This is a genomic window from Hyphomonas sp. FCG-A18, assembly GCF_045287255.1.
Lineage (GTDB): Bacteria > Pseudomonadota > Alphaproteobacteria > Caulobacterales > Hyphomonadaceae > Henriciella.
The window spans coordinates 57,258-78,525 of the sequence record NZ_CP137142.1; the positions used below are offsets into that span (position 1 = coordinate 57,258).

Annotated in this window: 22 protein-coding genes; 11 read left to right on the forward strand and 11 right to left on the reverse strand. The window is 55.7% G+C overall.

What is annotated here, in order from left to right:
* Positions 1-9: 9 nt before the first annotated feature.
* The 3 genes from pgeF to RYZ27_RS00300 all read right to left on the reverse strand — a co-directional run bounded on the left by pgeF (position 10) and on the right by RYZ27_RS00300 (position 2,567).
* On the reverse strand, positions 10-783 hold the full coding sequence (gene pgeF, locus RYZ27_RS00290; protein ID WP_406680360.1) for a peptidoglycan editing factor PgeF: 774 nt from the start codon (positions 781-783) through the stop codon (positions 10-12).
* Positions 784-961: 178 nt separating this feature from the next.
* The gene (locus RYZ27_RS00295; RefSeq protein WP_406680361.1) at positions 962-2,086 is read right to left on the reverse strand and encodes a serine hydrolase domain-containing protein; all 1,125 of its coding nucleotides are present in this window, start codon (positions 2,084-2,086) and stop codon (positions 962-964) included.
* Between the two features lie 10 nt (positions 2,087-2,096).
* Complete coding sequence (locus tag RYZ27_RS00300; protein WP_406680362.1) at positions 2,097-2,567, reverse strand: GNAT family N-acetyltransferase; 471 nt, start codon at positions 2,565-2,567, stop codon at positions 2,097-2,099.
* 85 nt (positions 2,568-2,652) lie between these two features.
* Here RYZ27_RS00300 and RYZ27_RS00305 point away from each other — a divergent pair, with 85 nt between their 5' ends.
* Positions 2,653-3,543 carry an HpcH/HpaI aldolase/citrate lyase family protein gene (locus tag RYZ27_RS00305; protein WP_406680363.1) on the forward strand — a complete coding sequence of 297 codons (891 nt, stop codon included), beginning with the start codon at positions 2,653-2,655 and terminating at the stop codon, positions 3,541-3,543.
* Here the strand turns inward: RYZ27_RS00305 and RYZ27_RS00310 are convergent.
* Positions 3,540-4,208 (reverse strand): hypothetical protein, encoded by a 669-nt coding sequence (locus tag RYZ27_RS00310; RefSeq protein WP_406680364.1) that lies wholly within the window; start codon positions 4,206-4,208, stop codon positions 3,540-3,542. The genes RYZ27_RS00305 and RYZ27_RS00310 overlap by 4 nt on opposite strands.
* 98 nt (positions 4,209-4,306) lie before the next feature.
* Here RYZ27_RS00310 and RYZ27_RS00315 point away from each other — a divergent pair, with 98 nt between their 5' ends.
* Entirely contained in the window at positions 4,307-6,802 is a 2,496-nt protein-coding gene (locus tag RYZ27_RS00315; protein ID WP_406680365.1) for a ligase-associated DNA damage response DEXH box helicase, read from the forward strand.
* On the opposite strand, the gene hemW is transcribed toward RYZ27_RS00315, so the two are convergent.
* The gene (gene hemW, locus RYZ27_RS00320) at positions 6,799-7,953 is read right to left on the reverse strand and encodes a radical SAM family heme chaperone HemW (RefSeq protein ID WP_406680366.1); all 1,155 of its coding nucleotides are present in this window, start codon (positions 7,951-7,953) and stop codon (positions 6,799-6,801) included. The two genes, RYZ27_RS00315 and hemW, sit on opposite strands and share 4 nt — an antisense overlap.
* Entirely contained in the window at positions 7,953-8,552 is a 600-nt protein-coding gene (rdgB, locus tag RYZ27_RS00325; protein ID WP_406680367.1) for an RdgB/HAM1 family non-canonical purine NTP pyrophosphatase, read from the reverse strand. Before rdgB ends, hemW begins: the two co-directional genes overlap by 1 nt.
* Before the next feature lie 104 nt (positions 8,553-8,656).
* On the opposite strand from rdgB, the gene RYZ27_RS00330 reads away from it, so the two are divergent.
* The 3 genes from RYZ27_RS00330 to RYZ27_RS00340 are packed head-to-tail and all read left to right on the forward strand — an operon-like array spanning position 8,657 to position 10,489.
* Positions 8,657-9,187, forward strand: a complete 531-nt coding sequence (locus RYZ27_RS00330) for a DUF2975 domain-containing protein (RefSeq protein ID WP_406680368.1) — start codon at positions 8,657-8,659, stop codon at positions 9,185-9,187.
* Positions 9,188-9,199: 12 nt separating this feature from the next.
* On the forward strand, positions 9,200-9,433 hold the full coding sequence (locus RYZ27_RS00335) for a helix-turn-helix domain-containing protein (protein ID WP_406680369.1): 234 nt from the start codon (positions 9,200-9,202) through the stop codon (positions 9,431-9,433).
* Between the two features lie 12 nt (positions 9,434-9,445).
* The gene (locus RYZ27_RS00340; RefSeq protein WP_406680370.1) at positions 9,446-10,489 is read left to right on the forward strand and encodes a serine hydrolase domain-containing protein; all 1,044 of its coding nucleotides are present in this window, start codon (positions 9,446-9,448) and stop codon (positions 10,487-10,489) included.
* Here the strand turns inward: RYZ27_RS00340 and RYZ27_RS00345 are convergent.
* Positions 10,486-10,968, reverse strand: coding sequence for a CinA family protein (locus tag RYZ27_RS00345; RefSeq protein WP_406680371.1), 483 nt, complete (start codon positions 10,966-10,968; stop codon positions 10,486-10,488). The genes RYZ27_RS00340 and RYZ27_RS00345 overlap by 4 nt on opposite strands.
* Positions 10,969-11,070: 102 nt before the next feature.
* Between RYZ27_RS00345 and RYZ27_RS00350 the strand changes: the two genes are divergently transcribed.
* A complete protein-coding gene (locus RYZ27_RS00350) occupies positions 11,071-11,748 on the forward strand; it encodes a nitroreductase (protein ID WP_406680372.1) in 678 nt (225 codons plus the stop codon).
* Between the two features lie 111 nt (positions 11,749-11,859).
* Here the strand turns inward: RYZ27_RS00350 and rph are convergent, their stop codons facing one another.
* Positions 11,860-12,585, reverse strand: coding sequence for a ribonuclease PH (rph, locus tag RYZ27_RS00355; protein ID WP_406680373.1), 726 nt, complete (start codon positions 12,583-12,585; stop codon positions 11,860-11,862).
* A 114-nt stretch (positions 12,586-12,699) separates the two neighbouring features.
* On the opposite strand from rph, the gene RYZ27_RS00360 reads away from it, so the two are divergent.
* The 3 genes from RYZ27_RS00360 to grpE are packed head-to-tail and all read left to right on the forward strand — an operon-like array spanning position 12,700 to position 15,093.
* Positions 12,700-13,311: a 1-acyl-sn-glycerol-3-phosphate acyltransferase gene (locus RYZ27_RS00360; RefSeq protein ID WP_406680374.1), complete on the forward strand. Its 612-nt coding sequence runs from the start codon at positions 12,700-12,702 to the stop codon at positions 13,309-13,311.
* Between the two features lie 31 nt (positions 13,312-13,342).
* Positions 13,343-14,413: a heat-inducible transcriptional repressor HrcA gene (gene hrcA / locus RYZ27_RS00365; protein WP_406680375.1), complete on the forward strand. Its 1,071-nt coding sequence runs from the start codon at positions 13,343-13,345 to the stop codon at positions 14,411-14,413.
* Positions 14,414-14,421: 8 nt separating this feature from the next.
* The gene (gene grpE, locus RYZ27_RS00370; protein WP_406680376.1) at positions 14,422-15,093 is read left to right on the forward strand and encodes a nucleotide exchange factor GrpE; all 672 of its coding nucleotides are present in this window, start codon (positions 14,422-14,424) and stop codon (positions 15,091-15,093) included.
* On the opposite strand, the gene RYZ27_RS00375 is transcribed toward grpE, so the two are convergent.
* On the reverse strand, positions 15,090-15,980 hold the full coding sequence (locus tag RYZ27_RS00375) for an SMP-30/gluconolactonase/LRE family protein (protein WP_406680377.1): 891 nt from the start codon (positions 15,978-15,980) through the stop codon (positions 15,090-15,092). The two genes, grpE and RYZ27_RS00375, sit on opposite strands and share 4 nt — an antisense overlap.
* A 257-nt stretch (positions 15,981-16,237) precedes the next feature.
* Here RYZ27_RS00375 and dnaK point away from each other — a divergent pair, with 257 nt between their 5' ends.
* Entirely contained in the window at positions 16,238-18,157 is a 1,920-nt protein-coding gene (gene dnaK, locus RYZ27_RS00380) for a molecular chaperone DnaK (protein ID WP_406680378.1), read from the forward strand.
* A 206-nt stretch (positions 18,158-18,363) separates the two neighbouring features.
* On the opposite strand, the gene RYZ27_RS00385 is transcribed toward dnaK, so the two are convergent.
* Positions 18,364-19,242, reverse strand: coding sequence for a sterol desaturase family protein (locus tag RYZ27_RS00385; RefSeq protein WP_406680379.1), 879 nt, complete (start codon positions 19,240-19,242; stop codon positions 18,364-18,366).
* Positions 19,243-19,244: 2 nt separating this feature from the next.
* Positions 19,245-19,799, reverse strand: coding sequence for a TetR/AcrR family transcriptional regulator (locus tag RYZ27_RS00390; RefSeq protein ID WP_406680380.1), 555 nt, complete (start codon positions 19,797-19,799; stop codon positions 19,245-19,247).
* Positions 19,800-20,058: 259 nt separating this feature from the next.
* Between RYZ27_RS00390 and RYZ27_RS00395 the strand changes: the two genes are divergently transcribed.
* Entirely contained in the window at positions 20,059-21,102 is a 1,044-nt protein-coding gene (locus tag RYZ27_RS00395; protein ID WP_406680381.1) for a type I restriction endonuclease, read from the forward strand.
* Positions 21,103-21,268 lie beyond the last annotated feature (166 nt).

The window sequence follows — 21,268 nt, forward strand, 5'->3', positions numbered from 1 at the left end:
CTAAGCTGGCTACAGAATCTCACTTTCCAGCATGATCACGCTGCCATTGCGGCCATAATCATCCTCGCCGCGAAGATTGCGGCGGCGGTTTGAGAAATAGGCTTCTTCTAACGTACACGTGTCGAGACCGAGATTGTCCACGGCGCTTATGCCTTCGCGTTGGAGGATGGTTTGCACATAGCCGGTCAGATCAAAGTGCAACCGGTCGCCGCGCCCCGGTTTGAACAAGCGGTCGGTCCACTCTTTCTCGCCAACGAATGTATCACGAAATTCCGGGCCGACTTCATAGCTTGCTTGCTGAATGGCTGGACCAATGGCTGCCGTTATGGCCTCCCGGTTTGCGCCGAGGGCCTCCATGGCATTGATCGTTGCCTCGCAGACCCCGGCGAGCGCGCCTTTCCAGCCTGCATGAGCGGCGCCGATTATGCCAGTTGCTTCATCCGCCAGCAGCACTGGAACGCAATCAGCGGTCAGGATGCAGAGGGCGATGCCGGGCTGCTTCGTCACCATTGCATCGCCTTTGGGGCGGGTATTCCAAGGCTCGGTCACGGTAATGACATCAGCGCTATGGATTTGAAAACAGGAGATCAGGTGGTCCGCGCCCATCGCCTCGGTCACCCGGTCTCGATTATCACGGATCGCTTGCGCGTCATCGCCGGACCCTTTGCCAAGATTGAGGCTGTCATAGAGCCCGGTAGACACCCCGCCCTGTCGCCCAAAAAAGCCATGCCGGATGCCCTTGAGCCTTGAAAGTCTGGGTCCGTATTCATGGGGTGGGTGCATATTGGGGCCGCCTGTTCTCAACTGTCGCTAGGATAGAAGTGAATGCTGGGCTTGCCAATTGATAATAAAAAAGCCCGGCTTGGGGAGCCGGGCTAAAGTCAGTTTAGGAATGGGGTTCCATGCTTGTATCAGAAGAGTAGCAATACCCGTGCCAACTCTCGATTTGGGGCCATTTCGATCAGAGACAGCCATAGAGCGCTTGAACCAAGCGGGTTGCCCGTGGATCGCCCTGCAAACTATTGGATTGGCGGTTCATGACGTAAGCCGCAGACAATTTGCGATCAGGATCACCAAGGGCCAGAGAGCCACCCCACCCCGAGTGACAGAGCGTCTCCGGATTTGGACCATAGATTTTGAGATTGTTGCGCATCACGCCTGCTGCAAACTCGGTAATGAAGGGCAGGACCAGATCCTGTCCTTTGACGCGGCTTTGCGTCAGGCTCTCAAAGGCCCGTTCGGAAATGACGCGTCTATCGTTTAGCAGGCCGCCATGAGCATAAATGCCATAGAGCTGTGCAACAGCCTTGCTGGTGCCGATACCATTGGCTGAAGGGATTTCGATCTCACGCCAGATCGCGCCGCCACGGTCGGGTGCCGCCCACTTGGTCAGAAAGGCGGCTTTGGTGGCCTCATTGATCTCGCCAAGGTCAGGAAGTGCGCGCGGGCGCATGATTTCAGCGACACGATGATGGTCTGGCTCAGGTGTGCCGATCTGGAAATCGACACTGGCGGGGCCAGCAATATCATTGCGCAGGATGGTGCCGAGGCTGCGCCCCTTAAGACGCTGGACCAGCTCGCCAATCAGGTAGCCCCAGCTTAGTGGGTGATAGCCATGTGCGCTGCCGAGATCCCACATGGGTGGCAGGGGCGCGAGCGCAGCCGCGCAGGCGGGTGGATCGAGCCAGATGGCCGGGTCCACGGGTTCAATAAAGCCGGGCAGGCCAGCCTGGTGGCTCACCATTTCCGCAATGGTCACGGCATCTTTGCCATTTGCCCCAAACTCAGGCCAGATATCGGCAACAGGTGTTTCATATCCGGCAGGTAGCGCATCTATAACGCTGGCAAGGACGAGCGCAGCAATCGGTTTGGTCGTTGAATAGACAGGGACAATCGTGTGACTGTCCCAGAGACGTTCCTTTTTACGGTCAGCCCAGCCGCCCTGCAGGTCCACGACCAGTTCGCCATCAATATAGGCGGAGAAACCTGCGCCGAGCTCTTTATCCTCGCTGAAATTGGCTTCGAACGCTTCTTTTACAGGTTCAAAGTCGGGGCTGACATGGCCGGAAATGGGATAATCGCTCAAAACAGGCTCCTTAGATGATCTTGGTCATACGGGCGCGATTGAGTGTCTGGTCACCGATCTCAACCGTTTCATGATAATCTACCTCAAAGCCCATTGCCGTGAAGGCAGGTTGTGCCATCAGACTGGCATGAACCCATAACGCGCTTTCACCCCAGTCTTTGGCCGTTGTTTCAACGATACTGTAAAGTCGGCGGAACAGGCCGCTGCCCTGCGCTTCGCGGCGAATATAGGCGAAGTCAATATAGCCACCCGGTTCAATGGTCATGAAACCAAGAGGGATGTCATTCTGCTCGGCAATGAAAATTGTCTTGGAAGACAAGCGCTCATCCCATTCCGGGCCTGAGCGTGGCTCTGGCATCCAGGCTTGGCGTTGATCCTCGCTATAGTGACTGGGCGCGAGATGAACGGCGTCATACATAAGCTGTCCCAGCGCCTTATAATCGGACGCATCGCCGCGACGGATTGTAACCGATTCAGGCATAGTAAACTTTCGACGCAGTTGATCTGAGGGCGATTTGCGGGCACTCGTGGCGCGTTTGATTTTGTCCGTCAAGGAGACCCCTCTAATGCCTGCTGCTGTATCCCGTCCGCGTCGATCCTGTTTGTATATGCCCGGTGCCAATGCGCGCGCTTTGGAAAAGGCCAAAGGACTGGCAGCAGATAGTTTGATTTTCGATCTTGAAGATGCGGTTGCTCCGGAAGCCAAGGTCGAGGCGCGCGATACAGTCTGTGAGGCCGTCAAAGCAGGGGGTTATGGCAAACGCGAGGTTGTGATCCGGATTAATGGGCTGGATACCGAATGGGGGCTTGATGATCTAAAAGCGGCTGTCGAGGCTGGTCCGGACGCGATCCTCGCTCCGAAAGTGATTGATGGCGGGGATATTGATCGGTTGAACGATGCGATGAGCCGGGCAGGGGCCCCTGAAGATATGGGCCTTTGGGTGATGATCGAAATGCCCAAAGCGATCCTGAACATTCAGGATATTGCCGAGGCTGTGGGCCGAACCCGCCTGACCGCCTTTGTCATGGGGACCAATGACCTCGCCAAGGAATTGCGCGCAGTCAATGATCCGCCAGCTCGTACGGCCTTTCAAACTTCTCTCGGTATGACCGTCGCGGCAGCGCGGGCTTATGACATTCTGGCGATTGATGGCGTGTTTAATGGCATTGGTGATGAGGAGGGCCTCAACGCCGAATGTGTTCAGGGGCGGACTCTCGGCTTTGATGGCAAGACCCTGATCCACCCGTCACAACTTGCGGCGGCGAACACTGTTTTTGCCCCGGCTGACGCGGATGTTGAGCAGGCGCGCGCCGTTATTGAAGCCTTTGCAGATCCGGCCAATGCTGGAAAAGGCGTCCTCAAGGTCAATGGCAAGATGACCGAGCTGCTGCACCTCGAAGAGGCGCAGCGCACGGTTTCCGTGGCGGAGATGATTGCCGCGATGGAGGCGGTCTAACCCACCGGATCAAGCAGCTTGGTAATGCTATACGTGGTTTTCTCCGCAAAGCTCTGCATCATTGCCGAGCCATCGATCTCAAAGTTGAAATCCTGGGCATAGGTCCGGCCATCCGGCGCGCGGGCGCAGGTTGCGTCCATTTTGAATGTGTTAATCTTGGCCACGATAGCGGGCTTGTATGGCTTGGGTAGGACCATATTGAAGTCCATGACAGCGCCATCTTCCTTGGCAAGCGTGATCTCGGCATTGATTTTCTTCATAAGCTTTTTTTCCGTACCATCGGAATCGGCGTCCGGCTTGGGCGTGAAGGCATAGGTCGCGGTGGTGTCGGTTTCCGATACCTGCTGGGCATTCTCCGGCACCATGTCGATGAAATCCTTGCACCAGATGTCACCATCAATGTCTGCATCAACCTCCTCAAGCCCTTCCTCAAATCCTTCCGGCCAATTGTCTTTTTTCGGGGTGTAAACCGTGAGGCGCTCACCTTTGGGAGCGGAGGGATCAGCTTTGCCTGTCGCTGTCAGATCACCGATTGAGTAGGACATCTCATAAGCATAAATTGGCCCTTCGGTAGAAGCGGCTTCAGCCTTTTCGATCAGAGGATCAGCAGCAGCAGACAGGGCGATAGCGAGGCTTGAGGCGAGAAACAGGGAGGGCTTATACATGAGACGATCCTTATTGTTTTGCGATAAAACCCGTTTCTGAGATGAATGTCAGATGAAAATTCGGAAATTCTCAGCAGATTGCGCTAGTTTAATCTGTGATGGTGCCTGATTTTAGCCTTCCGACCCGCTTTACAGACTGGTTCGCAGGACGCGGCTGGTCCCCGCGTGCGCACCAATTGGGCTTAACGGAAGTGGCCCTACGGGGCGAAAGCGCGCTGCTAATCGCGCCGACTGGGGGCGGAAAAACACTGGCCGGGTTTCTGGCGAGCCTGATTGAACTGTCCGAGCGTCCCAAGAGCAATTCCGGACGTCCGGCTCTGCACACGCTGTACATTTCCCCGCTGAAAGCACTGGCCGTCGATGTCGCGCGCAATCTGATGACGCCTGTTGAAGAGATGGGGTTGGATATTCGGATCGAGACCCGGACGGGTGACACGCCACAAAGCAAACGCCAGAGGCAGCGCGCTAATCCACCAGACATCCTGCTGACGACGCCGGAGCAGCTCGCTCTGTTCATTGCGTCCGATCATGCAAGCGAGTTCTTCTCAGACCTGAAATGCGTCATCATTGATGAGATTCATGCGATTGCGCCGGGCAAGCGCGGTGACCTGCTCAGTTTGGGGCTTGCGACCTTGGCGAACTGGGCACCTGCCTGCCGCTTTGTTGGCTTGTCCGCCACGGTGCATGATCCCGCTATCCTGCAAGACTGGCTGGCCGTATGCGGGGACGAACCGCGATTGATTACCGCCGCTGGCGGGGTCAGCGCCGATGTTGAGATCATGGTCTCTGAAGAGCGTATTCCGTGGGCCGGGCACTCGGGGCGGTTCGCGGTGCCTGAAGTCTATGACAAGATCAAAGCGGCAAAGATGGCGCTGGTTTTCGTTAATACGCGGGCCCAGGCCGAACTGATGTTTCAGGAGCTATGGAATGCCAACGAAGACGGTTTGCCGATCGCCTTGCACCATGGCTCACTCGCCAAGGAACAGAGGCGCAAAGTTGAGGCGGCGATGGCGGCAGGCGCGCTTAAAGCTGTTGTCTGTACCTCAACCCTCGATCTTGGGATTGACTGGGGCGAGGTTGACCTCGTCATCCAGATGGGTGCGCCAAAGGGCGCAGCGCGTCTGGTGCAGCGGATTGGCCGGGCCAATCACCGTATGGATGAGGCCAGTCAGGCGGTTCTGGTACCGACCAATCGGTTTGAAATCCTCGAATGCCGGGCCGCGGAAGCGGCTGTTGAAGCGGGCGAGATTGATGGGCAGGGCGCGCGACGAGGCGCCCTCGATGTGTTGGCTCAGCATGTCATGGGCCGGGCCTGTGGTGAGGGGTTCAAGCTGGACGAACTTTACGATGAGGTGCGCCGATCTGCGCCGTATGCGGATCTGAATTGGGAAACCTGGGAACGCGTCGTCGATCTGGTCGCGACCGGGGGCTATGCGCTGAAAACCTATGACCGTTTCAAACGGGTCGTGCGGCGCCGGGATGGGTTATGGTCTGCGCGAACGCGCCGCGATGCCCAAATGCATCGAATGAATGTCGGCGCGATTGTGGAGGCGCGAAACCTCAGTGTCCGTCTCGCAAGCCGGGTTGGCGGCGCAAAAGCAGGGCAGAAAACCGGCCAGCCCGCTCTTCGCGCAGGGCGAAAACTCGGCGAAATCGAGGAGTGGTTCATCTCCACGATGACGCCCGGCGACACGTTTCTCTTTGCAGGCGAAATTCTTCGCTTTTTAGGTGTGCAGGAAACCGATTGTCTCGTGATGCGGGCACCGGGTGACAAGAAACCTGCGATTCCGAGCTATAATGGGGGGAAATTCCCGCTGACCGAGTTCCTGGCCGAGCGCGTGCGCAAGATGATCCACGATCCGGCGCAATGGTCGGCCTTGCCCGATACGGTGCGCGAATGGTTTGAGATTCAGAAACTGCGATCCACAATCCCTGCTGAAGACGAGCTATTGGTTGAAACCTTCCCGCGGGCGGAGCGGCATTATCTGGTCTGTTATCCGTTTGAAGGGCGTTTGGCGCATCAGACGCTGGGCATGTTGTTGACGCGCCGGCTGGAGCGTATGGGGGCGAAGCCCCTGGGCTTTGTTGCGTCGGAATATGCCATGGCCGTCTGGGCGATGGATCCGATGGGGGCGGTCGATCTTGAGGCCTTATTTGCACCTGACCTGCTTGGGGATGATCTTGAAGAATGGCTGGATGAAAGTGTTCTCATGAAGCGTCATTTTGCACACTGCGCCGTGATTTCCGGCCTGATCGCCCGGCGGATGCCCGGGGATGAGAAGACCGGCAAACAAGTCACGTTTTCAACCGATCTGATCTATGACGTGCTGCGAAGCCATGAACCGGACCATATTCTGCTACAGGCCGCGCGCCATGATGCGGCGACCGGGTTTCTCGATATTCGCCGCCTGTCCGACATGTTGATGCGTGTGCGGGGCAAGATCGTCCATAAGGACTTGCCCAAAATTTCGCCATTTGCGGTGCCAGTCATGTTGGAAGTCGGCAAGGAGCCTGTGCATGGGGCCAGTATTGAAGAAGCGATCCTGCGCGAGGCCGAGGATGAGTTGATCCGTGATGCGATGGGAATGATTTAGAGGTCCATACTGGCGGCGAGTTGCTTTGCAACAGCATCAGCCAGCAGGCGGCCCTGAGCGGTCAGGGCAATGGATGAGCCAGCCTGGGTGATGATCCCGTTTTCTTCTAAGTCGGTCAGAAGGCTCTGATCGGGCTGCTCGTACCCCAGCCGGGACAGGCGCGTGAGATCAAGCCCTGTCGCCGGGCGCAGGCCCATAGCGAGCAGTTCGCGGGCAGCGTCGAGCGTTGGAAGTGCTGTGTTTGTTGGAGATGTAGCTGCAATATAGTCTGTCGGACGCCGGGCCGCTTCTGTCGCGTAGCGGGTCTCGTCTATGGTCAGTCGGCCATGCGCGCCGGGGCCAACGCCGATCCAGTCACCATTTGCCCAGTAGATATGGTTGTGGCGGCTCTCATATTCAGGCGCGCGGGCGTGGTTGGAGACTTCATAAGCGGGAAGCTCCGCCGCCTCGCAGAGGGTCTGCGTTAACTCGTAAAGGTCAGCCTGATCATCATCCTGCATCGGGATCAGCTCGCCACGTGCCGCGCGTTTGCCAAAGGCGGTGCGTTCTTCAATCGTCAATTCATAAAGCGAGAGATGTGGGGCGCCGAGCGCCAGAACTTGCGAAAGTTCGCTCTGCCAGTCCGAAATAGCCTGTCCCGGACGGGCATAGATAAGATCGAGTGAGTGATTATCGAATACAGCTTGAACCGCCTCAACAGCGCGCAAGGCATTGGTCACATCATGATCACGGCCAAGGAAAGTCAGAGCGGCATCATCAAGGGATTGCAGACCAAGAGAGACGCGATTGATGCCAGCCTTTTGCCAATCGCCCGGATTGGATCGCAGGACATCATTCGGATTGGCCTCCAGCGTGATTTCGCCATTCGGTTCCAATCCGAACTGGTCGGTAGCGGTCTGGATAATCGCTTCAAGGTCTTGCACGGTTAGCAGAGACGGTGTGCCGCCGCCCAAGAAGATCGATGTCAGGGGCGGGTGGTCGTGGAGGCGGGCTTTATGCGCCTGAATATCTTGAAGGATGGCCTCGACCAGTGGTCCGGTCTCCCGGTCCTTCGCGGCGTAGACATTAAAGTCGCAATAAGGGCAAATGCGCGCGCAATAGGGCCAGTGAACATAGAGGCCAAAGCCATAATGCGGGCCGAATGGGGGCATCAGAGCAGCGCAGCCTTAAGCTTGTGAAAGGCGTCGGCGCGGTGGCTCATCGCGTGTTTTTCCTCCGGTTGCAGCTCCGCAAACGTCTCCGTTCGCCCAGCTGGAACAAAGACCGGGTCAAAGCCGAACCCCATTTCGCCGCGTGGAGGCCAGGTCAGTGTGCCGTGTGATTCGCCTTCAAAAACCTCTTCATGACCATCTGGCCAGACCACGGCGAGGCAGCAAACAAATTTGGCGCTGCGGTCTTCAGCATCGATGGCGTTGAGTTCGTTCTCGACCTTTTCCATCGCCTTATAGAAATCGCGCGGGTGCCCGGCCCAATCCGCTGTATTGACCCCGGGCATGCCGCCCAGCGCCTTTACGGCGATGCCGCTATCATCGGATAATGCAGGTGCCCCTGTTGCCATTGCTGCAGCGCGCGCCTTGATCAAGGCATTGCCGGAAAAGGTGAATTCTGTTTCTTCCGGTTCAGGCAGATCAAGTTCTGCAGCAGAGACAACTTCAAACCCCAGAGGCTCAAAAAGATCCTTAAGCTCTTTCACCTTACCCTTGTTATGAGTCGCCGCAATTAAACGGCCAGGGGTAAGGGTTCGGGTCATTTGTGGCTCCATTCTTGCTTTATGAGCGAATATACTTATCGTTTAACGGTAAGTGTTATAGTAGTGAGGCATAAGCTCACGCTTTAACGAAGGAAAGAGTACGCATGACAGAAACCCGTACCAATTCAATGGCGGCGATTTTATCGCACGTTGTTCTGGCTGTTTACTGGCTTGCCATCATTGTTGGAACCTTGGGCGCAATTGTCATCGGTATCGGTGTTCTTGGAAGTCTCAATGGTGGTGCGGTGACCTTGCCTTTTGGTGAAGCGCTGGCTGAAGGTGTCCCACCCGGACAGTTGCTGACCGCTTTGATTGGTCTTGTCGTTTTTGCTGTTGGTATTGCGTTTGTGTGCAGCCAGTTGCGTCGTATCCTGACGACCCTTGCCGAAGGCGACCCCTTCGTTCCGGATAATGGGCCACGTTTGATGCGGATCGCGATCGCTTTGGGGCTGATCGAAATTATCCGAAATTGTGTCGTTTTGATTTTCAATGCTGCAGGGGCGCTTGGTGAAAACTATACAGGCGCGCTGCGAATTGATCTGGCCGTTTGGGGCGCAGTTGTCGTGCTGCTGATCCTCGCCCAAGTCTTCAAGGAGGGTACCCGCCTCCGTGAAGAAGAGAAAATGACGATTTAGGAGGGCTGAAAGATGACCATTCGTGTAACCCTCGACCGTGTTTTGCTTGATAAGCGTATGTCTCTGACAGAGCTGTCTGAGCGTGTTGGCGTGACGCTTGCCAACCTGTCCATTCTCAAGACCGGCAAAGCCAAGGCTGTACGTTTCTCAACGCTTGAAGCGTTATGCCGTGAACTGGACTGCCAGCCCGGCGACATCCTCGTCTTTGAAGGACGAGAGAGCGATAAAAAGAGCGAAGCAGCTTAGCGGGCGCTGCTTATGACGAAGCGCGTAATCCTGCCAAAGCAGCCAGATGACTTACCGTGGCCAACCGAGCACTGGCCGGAAAATTTTGAAAGTTCAGGATTTGATCGGGAGCGGCTGGAGGGTCTCCTCGCCGATGTGTTCGATGAGGTCGATTCTGAAACCTATGGCGAAACCCACGCCTTTCTGGCGGTGCATAAGGGTCAGGTAGTTTGTGAGCGCTATGCCGGGGATCGCGATAAGGCCACGACATTCCCATCCTGGTCAAAGGCCAAGAGTATTACTCAGGCCTTGATTGGGATTCTGGTTCGTCAGGGCCTGATCGACATTCATGCCCCTGCTGATGTGCCGGAATGGCAGGGCGCGGATGATCCCCGCAAAGAGATTACGCTGGACCAGCTATTGCGCATGTCGAGTGGCCTGCAATTTGCCGAGGATTATGTCGATGCAGGTGTGTCCGACGTGATTGAGATGCTGTTTGGGAAAGGCAGAGAGGATGTTGCCGGGTTTGCTGCGTCTTTCCTGCTTGCACATGAGCGTGACACGGTTTGGAATTATGCCAGTGGCACCAGCAATATAGTCGCGCGCTGTGCTTCGCGGGCTCTGGGCAAATCTGGTGAAGCGTTTGAGGCCTTCATGTTCGACGCGCTGTTTGGTCCAATTGGTATGACCTCTGCGGCGCCAAAGTTTGACAAGGCCGGGACATTTATCGGGTCGTCTTTCTGCTATGCCACAGCCCGCGACTTTGCGCGGTTTGGTCTGCTCTATATGCGCGATGGGGTCTGGGATGGGCGACGCATCTTGCCCGAAGGCTGGGTCGATTATGCGCGGACCCCGACCAAAACACCGCCAGAAGAGCCGATGGGCTATGGTGCGCATTGGTGGCTGGGGATTGCCGGACCCGATAGCTTTTCAGCCAATGGCTATCAGGGCCAGTTTACCGTCTGTGTGCCGTCACTGGACCTGATTATGGTCCGTCATGGCAATTCCGAGGCTGGCCCGAAAGGCGATGCCGTGCGCGGTTGGCTGGCACGGGTTGCTGACTGCTTTCGGGGTTAGTTCAGAGCCTCAATCAGGTGCTCAAGCGCTTCTGCGGCGAAGCGGATCATGTTTTCACGCCGATCATTCAGGCCGGTTTCGAGCGTGCGGGCTGAGCTGTGCGTAGCGCTGACAATTGCTGTGCAGGTGTGGCCTGCCGCGTCGCCATAGGGGTTCCCTGTCGGGCCTGCGGCGCCCGTTTCACTTAGGCCCCATGTCGTGCGCAACTTTTTGCGGATATGCCCCGCCATGAAGGCAGCATAGGGTTCGGTGGAGGAGCGCGTGCCCTCAATATCTTCACGCTTGAGCCCCATCAGGCCGTAAAATCCATTCGGCGTATAGATGACCCCGGCTCCGCGATAAAACCGTGAGGCCCCGGGAACAGCAAGCAAGGCTGCGGAGATCAAACCCCCGGAGGAGCTTTCGGAAATCCCCAGCGTTTCCTTGCGATCCAAGAGGCGGGCGCCGACTTTTTCGGCAAGCGGAATAAGTGTGTCCATGTGTTGTATTGGAGGCGCTTGTCAGGTGAGGTCAAGAGAGGGCTTGGTCGCCGTAAGGGAAAGCGCTTTAGCTCAGACAAGAGACAAATCTGGAGGCAGGACATGGAATACACAGACGTGGTGATGGGGCGGCGAAGCATCCGGGGCTATCTGGATAAGCCCGTGCCCAAGGCTTTGATCCGTGAGATTCTGGAAGTTGCCATGCGCGCGCCGACCTCACTCAACAGCCAGCCCTGGAATTTCTATGTCTGTACCGGGAAAGTGCTCGACGCCATTCGCAAAGGCAATGTTGAACGCAATCTTGCGGGCGTCCCTGACAGCCGTGAGTTTCGTATGGGTCCGCCCTATGAAGGGGTGCATCGCGAGCGCCAGATTGGTATTGCCGTGCAGCTGTTTGAGGCCATGGGCATTGAGCGCCATGACAAGGAAAAGCGCATGGACTGGGTTCTGCGCGGCTTTCGTCAGTTCGACGCGCCTGTTTCAATTGTTGTGACCTATGACAAAGCCTTGGCAGGTGGGGACATTCCGCCATTTGATTGCGGCGGTGTCGTCAATTGCCTCGTCAATACGGCCTGGTCGAAGGGCCTCGGCTGCGTGATTAACAGCCAGGGCATTATGCAAAGCCCAGTTGTGCGCGAGCAGGCCGGTATCCCGGACGATCAGGTGATCCAGACCTGCGTCGCGATGGGCTGGCCAGATGATAGCTTTCCGGCCAATGCTGTGGTTTCGACACGCAAGTCTGTTGATGAAGCCGCAACGTTCTTGGGGTTTGAAGACTAGGTTTCTTTATGTGACCTGGTCCACCCGCTCCCCCTTCCCAACCGCCCGCAGAGGCTACCCTTGGGGTGGTTGGGAAGGGGGGGCGGGTGGTCCTGGAATGCTAAACAACTCTTACCAGCCGAGTGCGGTCTTTTGAGCGGCAAACAGCTCTGTGCAGCCTTTTTCAGCGAGACGCATCATTTCATCAAGCTCAGTGCGGGTCATTGGGCGTTCCTCGCCTGTGCCTTGAACTTCGATAAAGCCACCATCAGAGCTCATGACGACATTCATGTCGGCTTCGCCCTCAGAGTCTTCCGGGTAATCAACGTCCAGAACAGGTAGGTCCTTGTAAACGCCGACAGAGATCGCAGCAGCCTGCTTCTGGATGGGGTCAGTTGTAATGATGCCCTCATCTTTCAGGTAACGCATGGCGAGGGCCATCGCGACGAAGCCGCCTGTGATTGAGGCTGTGCGTGTGCCACCATCAGCCTGCAGGACATCGCAATCGATGGTGATCTGATTCTCGCCAAGGGCAGACAGGTCCACGACAGAGCGCAGCGAGCGCCCGATCAGGCGCTGGATTTCCTGCGTGCGGCCTGATTGCTTCCCGGCGGTGGCTTCGCGGCGATTACGCGAATGCGTGGCGCGCGGCAGCATGCCATACTCACCTGTTACCCAGCCTGTCCCGGTTCCCCGCATCCAGCCGGGAACCTTATCGGTCCAGCTGGCTGTGCACAGGACGTGCGTATTGCCGAACTTGGCAAGGCAGGAGCCTTCGGCATAGCGGGTTACATTGGTTTCCAGAATGATGTCACGAAGCTGGTCAGCAGCGCGTCCAGAGGGGCGGGTTACGGTCATGGGGGAGTCTCTCGTATGACTTGAATAAACAGTAAGGCAAATTGCGGGTTTCGATACTTGTGTCTAGGGTTGGAAGGACTCGGAACAAGGATAACGCTTTTGGATATCCCGGCGATGAAAGCCAAAGCGAAGGCATCCAAGCGACCAAGGCGCGGTCTGGTCTATGAGCTGGCGCGTGTCTTGTTCTATGGGTTTTACCGTTTGAAAGGCTGGCAAGTCCTCGGAGAAGCCCCGCGTGACAAGAAGCTGGTCATCATAGCGGCTCCGCATGAAACCAACTGGGATTTGACGCAAATGCTGGGCATCGCCTTCTATTACCGCATCCCTGTGCGCTGGATGGGTAAGAGTAGTCTGGGTACAGGGCCGTTTGGCTGGCTGATGCGCTGGTGGGGTCTGCTGCCAGTTGACCGGGACAGTTCGACAAATCTGGTCGTGCAGGTTGCTGAAGCCTTTGATGCGGCTGAAGAAATGGCTGTTGTCATTGCCCCGGAAGGAACGCGCTCGGATGTTAAAGCCTGGAAGACCGGGTTTTATAATATCGCAATGGTGGCGAATGTGCCGATTGCCCTCGGCTTCATTGATTATCAGCGCAAGCTTGGCGGTGTTGACGGCGCCTTGATCCCGACGGGCAGCTATCATGCCGATATGGAGAAAGTCGCTGCGCATTATGCCGCGCGGGTCAGCCGGGTGAACCATCCGATTACGGGTGAGCCATTGGGGAATTGAAACCGGGCGTATCCGGTCCTATTCAAACGATATGAGTAATCCCGCCTCTCTGATGCAATCCATGGATGCCCGCTCACGGGATATTTTCCGTCAGATTGTTGAGACTTATCTGGAGACTGGGGAGCCTGTGGGCTCACGCACCCTGTCGAAAGGCGGAATACAGCTCTCGGCGGCCTCTATTCGCAATGTTATGGCGGATTTGACCGAGCTCGGTTTGTTGGATGCACCGCATGTTTCTGCGGGCCGGATGCCAACCCATGCAGGTTTGCGCTTGTTCGTGGATGGCTTTCTGGAGGTCAGCGAAGCGGGCGGTAAAGACCGGAGCGAGATTGACGCGCGCCTGCGCTCCGCCGGGCGAGACCTAGGCGGGGTATTGAAGGAGGCGTCATCTATTCTCTCCGGCCTCGCAGGCGGGGCAGGTTTGGTCTCCTCACCAAAAACCGATGCGCCGGTGCGCCATGTCGAGTTTGTTCCGCTTTCGACCGGGGAAGCGCTGTGTGTTCTGGTGACAGAGAATGGCGATGTTGAGAACCGTCTGATCCGGGTGCCTGCAGGCTTGCCGCAGACAGCTCTGATTGAAGCGGGGAATTATCTCGCGACCCGTATGAAGGGGAAAACGCTACAGGATGCTTCCCGGGTCGTGCGCGAAGAGATTTCCAATCATAAGGCGCAGCTTGATACTGCCGCAGCCGATCTCGTCGAACGCGGCCTTGCCGAATGGGCGGGTGCTTTGCCAGGTCAACAGCGTAGCCTGATCATTCATGGCCGCGCGAACCTGCTGGAAGATGCTGCCGCCGCAGAAGACATGGAACGGGTTCGACAGCTGTTTGATGCATTGGAGCGCCAAAAGGGCTTGCTAGATATCCTTGATCAGACCAGAGAGGCCGAAGGTGTGCGCCTGTTCATTGGCTCGGAAAACAGTCTTTTCCCGTTATCGGGTTCAAGCGTGATTGTTGCTCCCTATATGAACGCGCAGAGAGAGGTTATCGGAGCACTTGGTGTGATAGGTCCAACACGGCTGAATTACGCACGGGTTATACCGATGGTGGATTATACAGCGCGCATGGTGGGGCGGGTTCTCGACCAGCGCGGGCAGGAGTAAAGACGGATATGAGTGACGAGACAACGAAGCCAGATCTGGGACCAAATGCCAGCAAGGCCGACCTGAAAGCGGCAGCTGATGATCTGCTGAAGCAAGCCAAGGCTGCAGATAAAGCGGCCATGGAAGCTGAGACAGAAATGCTCGATGAAGAGTTTGGTGAGCCGGTTCCAGAGCTTGAGCCAGAGGTTCAGCACACGCCCGAGCAGCAGATCATGATCCTTGAGGCGGAAAAGGAAGAGATGCGCGACCAGCTTCTGCGCACCCTTGCCGAGATGGAGAATATCCGGAAGCGTTCTGAGCGCGAAAAAGTCGATGCCCGGACCTTTGCGATTGAGAAGTTCGCTCGCGACCTGCTCAGCGTCTCCGACAATATGGCGCGCGCGCTTGAGGCTCTGCCAGAGTCCGAGCGCGAGGGGCTGACCGAGGGCGGCAAAGGCCTGCTCAGCGGTATCGAGATGACCCAGAAAGAGCTGCACACGGTTCTGACCCGTCATGGCGTCACTGAGATTGAGGCCGAGCCCGGCGCGGCGTTTGATCCAAACCTGCATCAGGCCGTCGCAAATATCCCGAGCGAGCACCCGAATGGCACAATTGCCAGCCTGTTCCAGGGCGGATGGCGGATCGGCGATCGCGTCCTACGCGCCGCTATGGTTGCCGTCAGTGCGGGGCAGGCGAATTAGTCTGCCACAACCCGCCACGCGGTTACGGTTCCGGGTTGCCAGTTTGGCACAATGATCAGGCCGCCAATACGGGTGAGATCATTTTGATAGATTGTCTGATCAACAGTGTTCACAAGTTCGGTTGTCTCGCCTGCGGATGAGACATGCCAGATTTGGCCTGGCCAACTGGAGACCAGATAGCTGCCATCATCCAAAACAGCGATACCATCAGCATTTTCCATACCTGTCGCGATTTCGGTAAGCTCGCCATCGCCTTTGGTTTCAAACAGGCTGCCAGAACTCATTGTTGAGATCAGGAGTCTCTCACCATCAGCGGTCAGGCCATTCACGCCGCCAAGGCGCTCATCGGACAGCCATTCCTTGTAACCATTCTCATCAAGCTGGAATATGCGGGCCGTGGCAGAATCCGATGCATATACGCCGCCCTGCCAGACTGTGACATCATTCATGAAGCCTGCGCCTTCGATGGGGTAGGTATTCTCGATTTCTGCGCTTGGAATATCGATCACATGGTAAGCATCAATATCTGAAACGAAGAGCTTGTCGCCGCGAATGGCCATACCTTTTGGGCCATTGAGGCCTTCAACCCAGCGCGCTTCCAACACTTCCCCGGCTAGCGAGACGCGGGAAATCCAACCCTCACCGTCTTTCGCGTTTCCTTCGCCAGCAACATTGGAGATGAAAAGCGTCTCGCCTTGAACCGCAACTCCTTCAGGATCGGAAAATCCTTCCGTAAGCCAGACCCGTTCCAGACTTGGCATGCTTGCCTCAATAATGTCCGGTGCAGGCAGCTCAATCGCGGGTGGTTCTGGCGCTGTAATGGTCGGTGGCTCGGACTCCGAGCAGGCGAAAAGTGCCAAAACCGAGACGAAAGCAATCTTGCGCATAATGAGTTCTCCCTCTTGGGTTACATTTGTAACGCACCAAAATGCAGTTTGGCGAGTGAAATTGTGTAAACTCAATCCCACACAAACCCCTTGAACCATAAAAACCGCGTCCCACATGCGCTGGCAGAGGGGTGAACGGATTTAAACACCGATCTCATCCTTGTTTTTAAATCACCCACAGAGCCGCGCGGAGCGGGTGCTGCCTTGCAGGCCGTTTAAAAGGTCCGGGCGGCGGCTTAAGAAAGAGAGAAAAACTCATGGGAAAAATCATCGGGATTGACCTCGGGACCACCAATTCATGTGTGGCCGTAATGGATGGCGGTGACGCCAAAGTCATTGAGAACAGCGAAGGCGCGCGCACGACGCCATCCGTTGTCGCCTTTACCGAAGGCGGAGAGCGCCTGATCGGGATGCCAGCGCGCCGTCAGGCTGTGACCAACCCGGACTTTACCTTCTATGCCATTAAGCGCCTGATCGGCCGCACCTTTGATGACCCGACCGTCAAAAAGGATATGGAAATCTCCCCGTATGAGATCGTGAAAGGTCCAAACGGCGATGCCTGGGTAAAAGGCCGCGATAAGGAATACGCGCCACAGGAAATCTCTGCCTTCGTTCTGACGAAGATGAAGGAAACCGCTGAAGCCTATCTCGGCAGCGAAGTGACCCAGGCCGTGATCACGGTTCCGGCCTACTTTAACGATGCCCAGCGTCAGGCGACCAAGGATGCCGGTAAGATTGCGGGCCTTGAAGTCCTGCGCATCATCAATGAGCCAACGGCTGCCGCGCTCGCCTATGGCCTCGACAAGGGTGAGAATAAAGTCATCGCGGTTTATGACCTTGGTGGCGGGACATTCGACGTTTCCATCCTTGAGATCGGCGATGGTGTATTTGAAGTTCTGTCGACCAATGGTGACACGTTCCTCGGCGGTGAAGACTTCGATATTCGCCTGTACGAGCACATCCTGTCCGAGTTTAAGAAAGAGACGAGCATCGATCTTTCAAATGACAAGATGGCCGTCCCGCGTATCCGTGAAGAAGCTGAGAAAGCCAAGAAAGAGCTGTCTTCTGCCTCATCTTATGAGGTCAACCTGCCGTTTATTACTGCGGATGCGACCGGGCCGAAGCACCTCAACATGAAGATCACCCGTGCGAAGCTGGAAAGCCTCGTTTCTGACCTGATCAAGCGCACGATTGAGCCTTGTAAGAAAGCTCTTTCTGATGCTGGCAAGTCTGTTGGTGATCTGGATGAGGTTGTTCTGGTCGGCGGTATGACCCGTATGCCTGCGGTGCAGGAAGCGGTGACAAAATTCTTCGGTAAAGACCCGCACAAGGGTGTGAACCCGGACGAAGTTGTCGCGCTCGGCGCGGCGATTCAGGGCGGTGTTCTGCAAGGTGACGTGAAAGACGTTGTCCTGCTCGATGTGACGCCTCTGTCGTTGGGTATTGAAACACTTGGCGGTGTGTTCACGCGTCTGATTGACCGCAACACGACTATCCCGACCAAGAAAAGCCAGACCTTCTCAACCGCTGAAGACAACCAGCCGGCTGTGACCATTCGCGTGTTCCAGGGTGAGCGCGAGATGGCGAATGATAACAAACTGCTGGGGCAGTTTAACCTTGAAGGTATCCCGCCAGCCCCGCGTGGCCTGCCACAGATTGAAGTGACCTTCGACATTGATGCGAACGGTATCGTTTCTGTCTCGGCCAAGGACAAGGCGACCAATAAAGAGCAGCAGATCACCATTCAGGCCGATGGTGGCCTGTCTGAGGACGATATTCAGAACATGATGAAGGATGCCGAGGCGAATGCCGAAGCAGACAAGCAGCGTCGTGAGCTGGTTGAAGCCAAGAACAATGCTGAATCTCTGGCCCACCAGACCGAAAAGCAGCTCGAAGAGCATGGCGATAAGGTCGGTGATGATGTCAAAGAAGAGATCAAGAAAGCGTCTGAAGAGCTGAAAGCAGCGGCAGAAGGTGAAGACCTTGCTGACATTCAAGCCAAACATCAGGCCCTGATGACAGCCGCCATGAAACTCGGTGAAGCGATTTATGGTGCCCAGCAGGCTGAAGAAGCGGGCGCTGATGCCGCAGCAGACGCCGCGGCTGATGGTGAAGATGTTGTTGATGCCGACTTTGAAGAAGTCAGCGAAGATGATGACGGTCGTCAGTCTGCCTAACCTGACTTAAGTTGACTGGAATAAAGCCCGTACCGAAAGGTGCGGGCTTTTTCTTTTGAAGGGATAGTGCCAAGGAGCGGGTGTACTTGGCTTCCGTGCTTGTGGCGTCGTCTCCAGTCTCGGCCTGTCGCTTTCAACAAACTGTGTAAACAGGCCGTATTCACAGATAAGGCTAGGCCCTTCCATAATCGGCATTGGGATACCGTTTAGGAGTTTGCCCTGTCTGGCGTTTCGCGGTCTCTGGCAGGTTGCCACTCCGGTGTCCCGAATAGTCGCATCCACACCTCGCGGGCTGACTTGGCCTCGCCCAATTCGCGGAACAGATTTGGCCACTCAGAGAACCATACTGAAAGCGGGTTCACGCTGTCATAGTCCCGCTTCAGGCCATAGTTCGGCGTCTCCTCTTCTCTTTGGTAGGTGCCGAAGAGGCGATCCCAGATGATCAGGATGCCGCCATAATTCTTGTCGATATATTTGTCGTCACAGCCATGGTGAACCCGGTGATTGGCCGGGGTGTTGATGATCCCTTCCAGCATGCCAAGTTTGCCGATCACCTCAGTATGGATCCATGTCTGATAGGCCAGCACAACCAGAATGCCAAAGAACACGACTTGCGGCGGGAAGCCGATCAGGATCAGCGGGAAATGCAATAGCGCGGAGATAAAGCCCTCAAACGGCCCGAAGCGAATGCCGACCAGAATATTCATATGTCGCGAAGAGTGGTGGACGGCATGTTGCGTCCACAGGATACGCACCCGATGCGCCAGCCTGTGCTCCCAGTAATAGATGAAATCGGCCGCCAGAACAGCGAGGACCACGGTCCATGCCGTCAGCGGCATCGTCCAACTCACAAAGGCTTCGGAAACATAGACAAAGCCGAGATAGGCAAAGGACAGCAGGAAGATCTCGACAATCAGATAAGGGATCTGCGTCGACGCACTCGCCACCATATCCAGCGCAGATCGTCCCGTCATCGAACCGGAGAACAAGCCCTTCAACACCTCAATCGCCAGAATAGCGATGCCGATCAGGAAAAACGCGTCCTCAAAGTCCTGCCCGAAAGCGGTTAAAGCCTCCATCGTCATGTCTATTGTCTCCCAAGTCCGCAGGTCAGCGTCTGCCAGGCTAAATCCGCCGCCTGAGCCTGCGTGACATCACCGGCGCGTACACTCTCCCACGCCGCCATCAGCAAATAATCAAATGCCTGCACGATCCATGCGGTCGGTACGGCTCGGTCAAACAGTTCCTCGCATTTGGCACCTTCGACCATCTCTTCGGTTTCGCGTTGCTGGCGGGCATATTCCTTTTGCAGGGCAGGGGCATACTCAATCGCATCTGAGGCGAGAAAGCCATAGCGATTCCCCAGAGGAATCAGGACTTCCAGCGATACACGCAGGGCCTCCCCATACGATTTCACATCCGCACTGGCTGCTTCCACCACTTCATCCATTTCCGTAATGGCGATCTCTGCCAGCGCATGAATCAGGGCCTCCCGGCTCGAAAAATGGCGGTGCAGGGTGGCCCGACCAACGCCAGCCAGCTCTGCAACCTGCGCCAAAGATGCGCTCGGATCGCGATTGAACACGGTAAAGCCCGCTTCAATGATGGCTTCTCTGGCCGAGGGACGGATCAGATTTGTCATGAGACAATTATGTCTCATTTGGTCAAGATGTGTCAACACATGCGACCACATATGGCTCTCGACGCCCAAGCCAGGCTTCTTTTCGACTATGGCATGGAAAACGCAGGCAAGTATCGCAGCTTATGCTTGTTGGCGATTTGGGTTAAAGCAGAATAGTAGATCAAAATATTTCAGCATCTGTGCGTATACTATTCTACATGCGCGATTGACAATCCAATGAAAAATTTCTGTTATCAAAAAAACAGAAACGGGGACGTCAATGGATACAGTATTTGAGGAAAAGTTACGCTCTCTTAGCGCGCTAGCAACAGAGAAGCGATCACATTTGCAAACCGAAGAGGCTGTAAAAACAGCGGTCATCCTCAATCTTATCCAATGCTTGGGCTTTAACCCATTCGATCCAAGAGAAGTCATTCCAGAATATACTGCTGACGTTGGCGTTAAACGCGGGGAGAAAGTCGATTATGCCATCTCGATTGGTGGCAAGATCGCGATCCTCGTTGAATGCAAATCGCCTCAGTCAAAACTATCGCGTCCGCATGCCTCTCAACTGTATCGATACTTCTCTGTGACGGAGGCCCGGTTTGCCGTTCTGACCAACGGCTATGATTGGGAAGTTTACACCGATCTAGACGCCCCGAACCGGATGGATGAACGGCCATTCCTGTCATTTGACCTTTCAGAGATTGATCAAACCGCTATTTCCGAACTTGCCAAGTTTCGCAAGTCAGAATTCGACATTGAGAATATCCTCTTAACCGCATCTAATTTGAAATATGTCTCCGCCTTGAAGGCTGAAATACGACAAGAACTCTCAGAGCCATCTGATGAGTTCGTACAAATGCTCGTCAGGCGCGTCTATGATGGGCGGGTCACAGCATCGGTCAGAGAAGACTTTGAGAAATTGATCGCCAGAAGCGTCAAGGAAGTTCTACGCGATAAAGTGAATGCACGACTCTCCAGTGCCTTGCACCACAGTGTCATGGCATCTGAGCCGGAAGAAGACCCGGATGAAATTGAAACCACTCAAGATGAATGGGACGGCTATCGTATTGCAACGGCGATTGCCTCAAAAGTCATCGATCCCGAGCGTGTTTGTATACGAGATACGAAGTCATATTGCGGGATACTGATCGACGACAACAATCGCAGGCCGCTTGTCAGACTGTACTTTAACAGCAAGACCACTCGATACCTTGGTCTCTTCGACAATGAAGACGAAGAAAAGGTTCGTGTCGATAAGGTGACCGATCTCTACAAATTCTCTGAACGCATAAGAGGCGCGGCTGCCAAGTACGCTTGAATACTTGCCAACTGCAGTTCTCACTCACGCTCCCCACGGCTTGACCGTGGGGTCCATCTCCATGCCCGGTTAAGAAGGTAAGCGGCTATTGCTGTCCTTATCCCGGACGAAGCCGCAGGTAATGGATTGCACGGTCAAGCCGTGCAAAGCGTGTTGAGAGGGATTT

Coding starts and splice junctions, on each gene's coding strand:
- pgeF (WP_406680360.1), bottom strand. CDS start 783: ATGCACCCACCCCATGAATACGGACCCAGACTTTCAAGGCTCAAGGGC.
- RYZ27_RS00300 (WP_406680362.1), bottom strand. CDS start 2,567: ATGCCTGAATCGGTTACAATCCGTCGCGGCGATGCGTCCGATTATAAG.
- RYZ27_RS00305 (WP_406680363.1), top strand. CDS start 2,653: ATGCCTGCTGCTGTATCCCGTCCGCGTCGATCCTGTTTGTATATGCCC.
- RYZ27_RS00310 (WP_406680364.1), bottom strand. CDS start 4,208: ATGTATAAGCCCTCCCTGTTTCTCGCCTCAAGCCTCGCTATCGCCCTG.
- RYZ27_RS00315 (WP_406680365.1), top strand. CDS start 4,307: ATGGTGCCTGATTTTAGCCTTCCGACCCGCTTTACAGACTGGTTCGCA.
- hemW (WP_406680366.1), bottom strand. CDS start 7,953: ATGCCCCCATTCGGCCCGCATTATGGCTTTGGCCTCTATGTTCACTGG.
- rdgB (WP_406680367.1), bottom strand. CDS start 8,552: ATGACCCGAACCCTTACCCCTGGCCGTTTAATTGCGGCGACTCATAAC.
- RYZ27_RS00330 (WP_406680368.1), top strand. CDS start 8,657: ATGACAGAAACCCGTACCAATTCAATGGCGGCGATTTTATCGCACGTT.
- RYZ27_RS00335 (WP_406680369.1), top strand. CDS start 9,200: ATGACCATTCGTGTAACCCTCGACCGTGTTTTGCTTGATAAGCGTATG.
- RYZ27_RS00340 (WP_406680370.1), top strand. CDS start 9,446: ATGACGAAGCGCGTAATCCTGCCAAAGCAGCCAGATGACTTACCGTGG.
- RYZ27_RS00345 (WP_406680371.1), bottom strand. CDS start 10,968: ATGGACACACTTATTCCGCTTGCCGAAAAAGTCGGCGCCCGCCTCTTG.
- RYZ27_RS00350 (WP_406680372.1), top strand. CDS start 11,071: ATGGAATACACAGACGTGGTGATGGGGCGGCGAAGCATCCGGGGCTAT.
- rph (WP_406680373.1), bottom strand. CDS start 12,585: ATGACCGTAACCCGCCCCTCTGGACGCGCTGCTGACCAGCTTCGTGAC.
- RYZ27_RS00360 (WP_406680374.1), top strand. CDS start 12,700: ATGAAAGCCAAAGCGAAGGCATCCAAGCGACCAAGGCGCGGTCTGGTC.
- hrcA (WP_406680375.1), top strand. CDS start 13,343: ATGAGTAATCCCGCCTCTCTGATGCAATCCATGGATGCCCGCTCACGG.
- grpE (WP_406680376.1), top strand. CDS start 14,422: ATGAGTGACGAGACAACGAAGCCAGATCTGGGACCAAATGCCAGCAAG.
- RYZ27_RS00375 (WP_406680377.1), bottom strand. CDS start 15,980: ATGCGCAAGATTGCTTTCGTCTCGGTTTTGGCACTTTTCGCCTGCTCG.
- dnaK (WP_406680378.1), top strand. CDS start 16,238: ATGGGAAAAATCATCGGGATTGACCTCGGGACCACCAATTCATGTGTG.
- RYZ27_RS00385 (WP_406680379.1), bottom strand. CDS start 19,242: ATGACGATGGAGGCTTTAACCGCTTTCGGGCAGGACTTTGAGGACGCG.
- RYZ27_RS00390 (WP_406680380.1), bottom strand. CDS start 19,799: ATGACAAATCTGATCCGTCCCTCGGCCAGAGAAGCCATCATTGAAGCG.
- RYZ27_RS00395 (WP_406680381.1), top strand. CDS start 20,059: ATGGATACAGTATTTGAGGAAAAGTTACGCTCTCTTAGCGCGCTAGCA.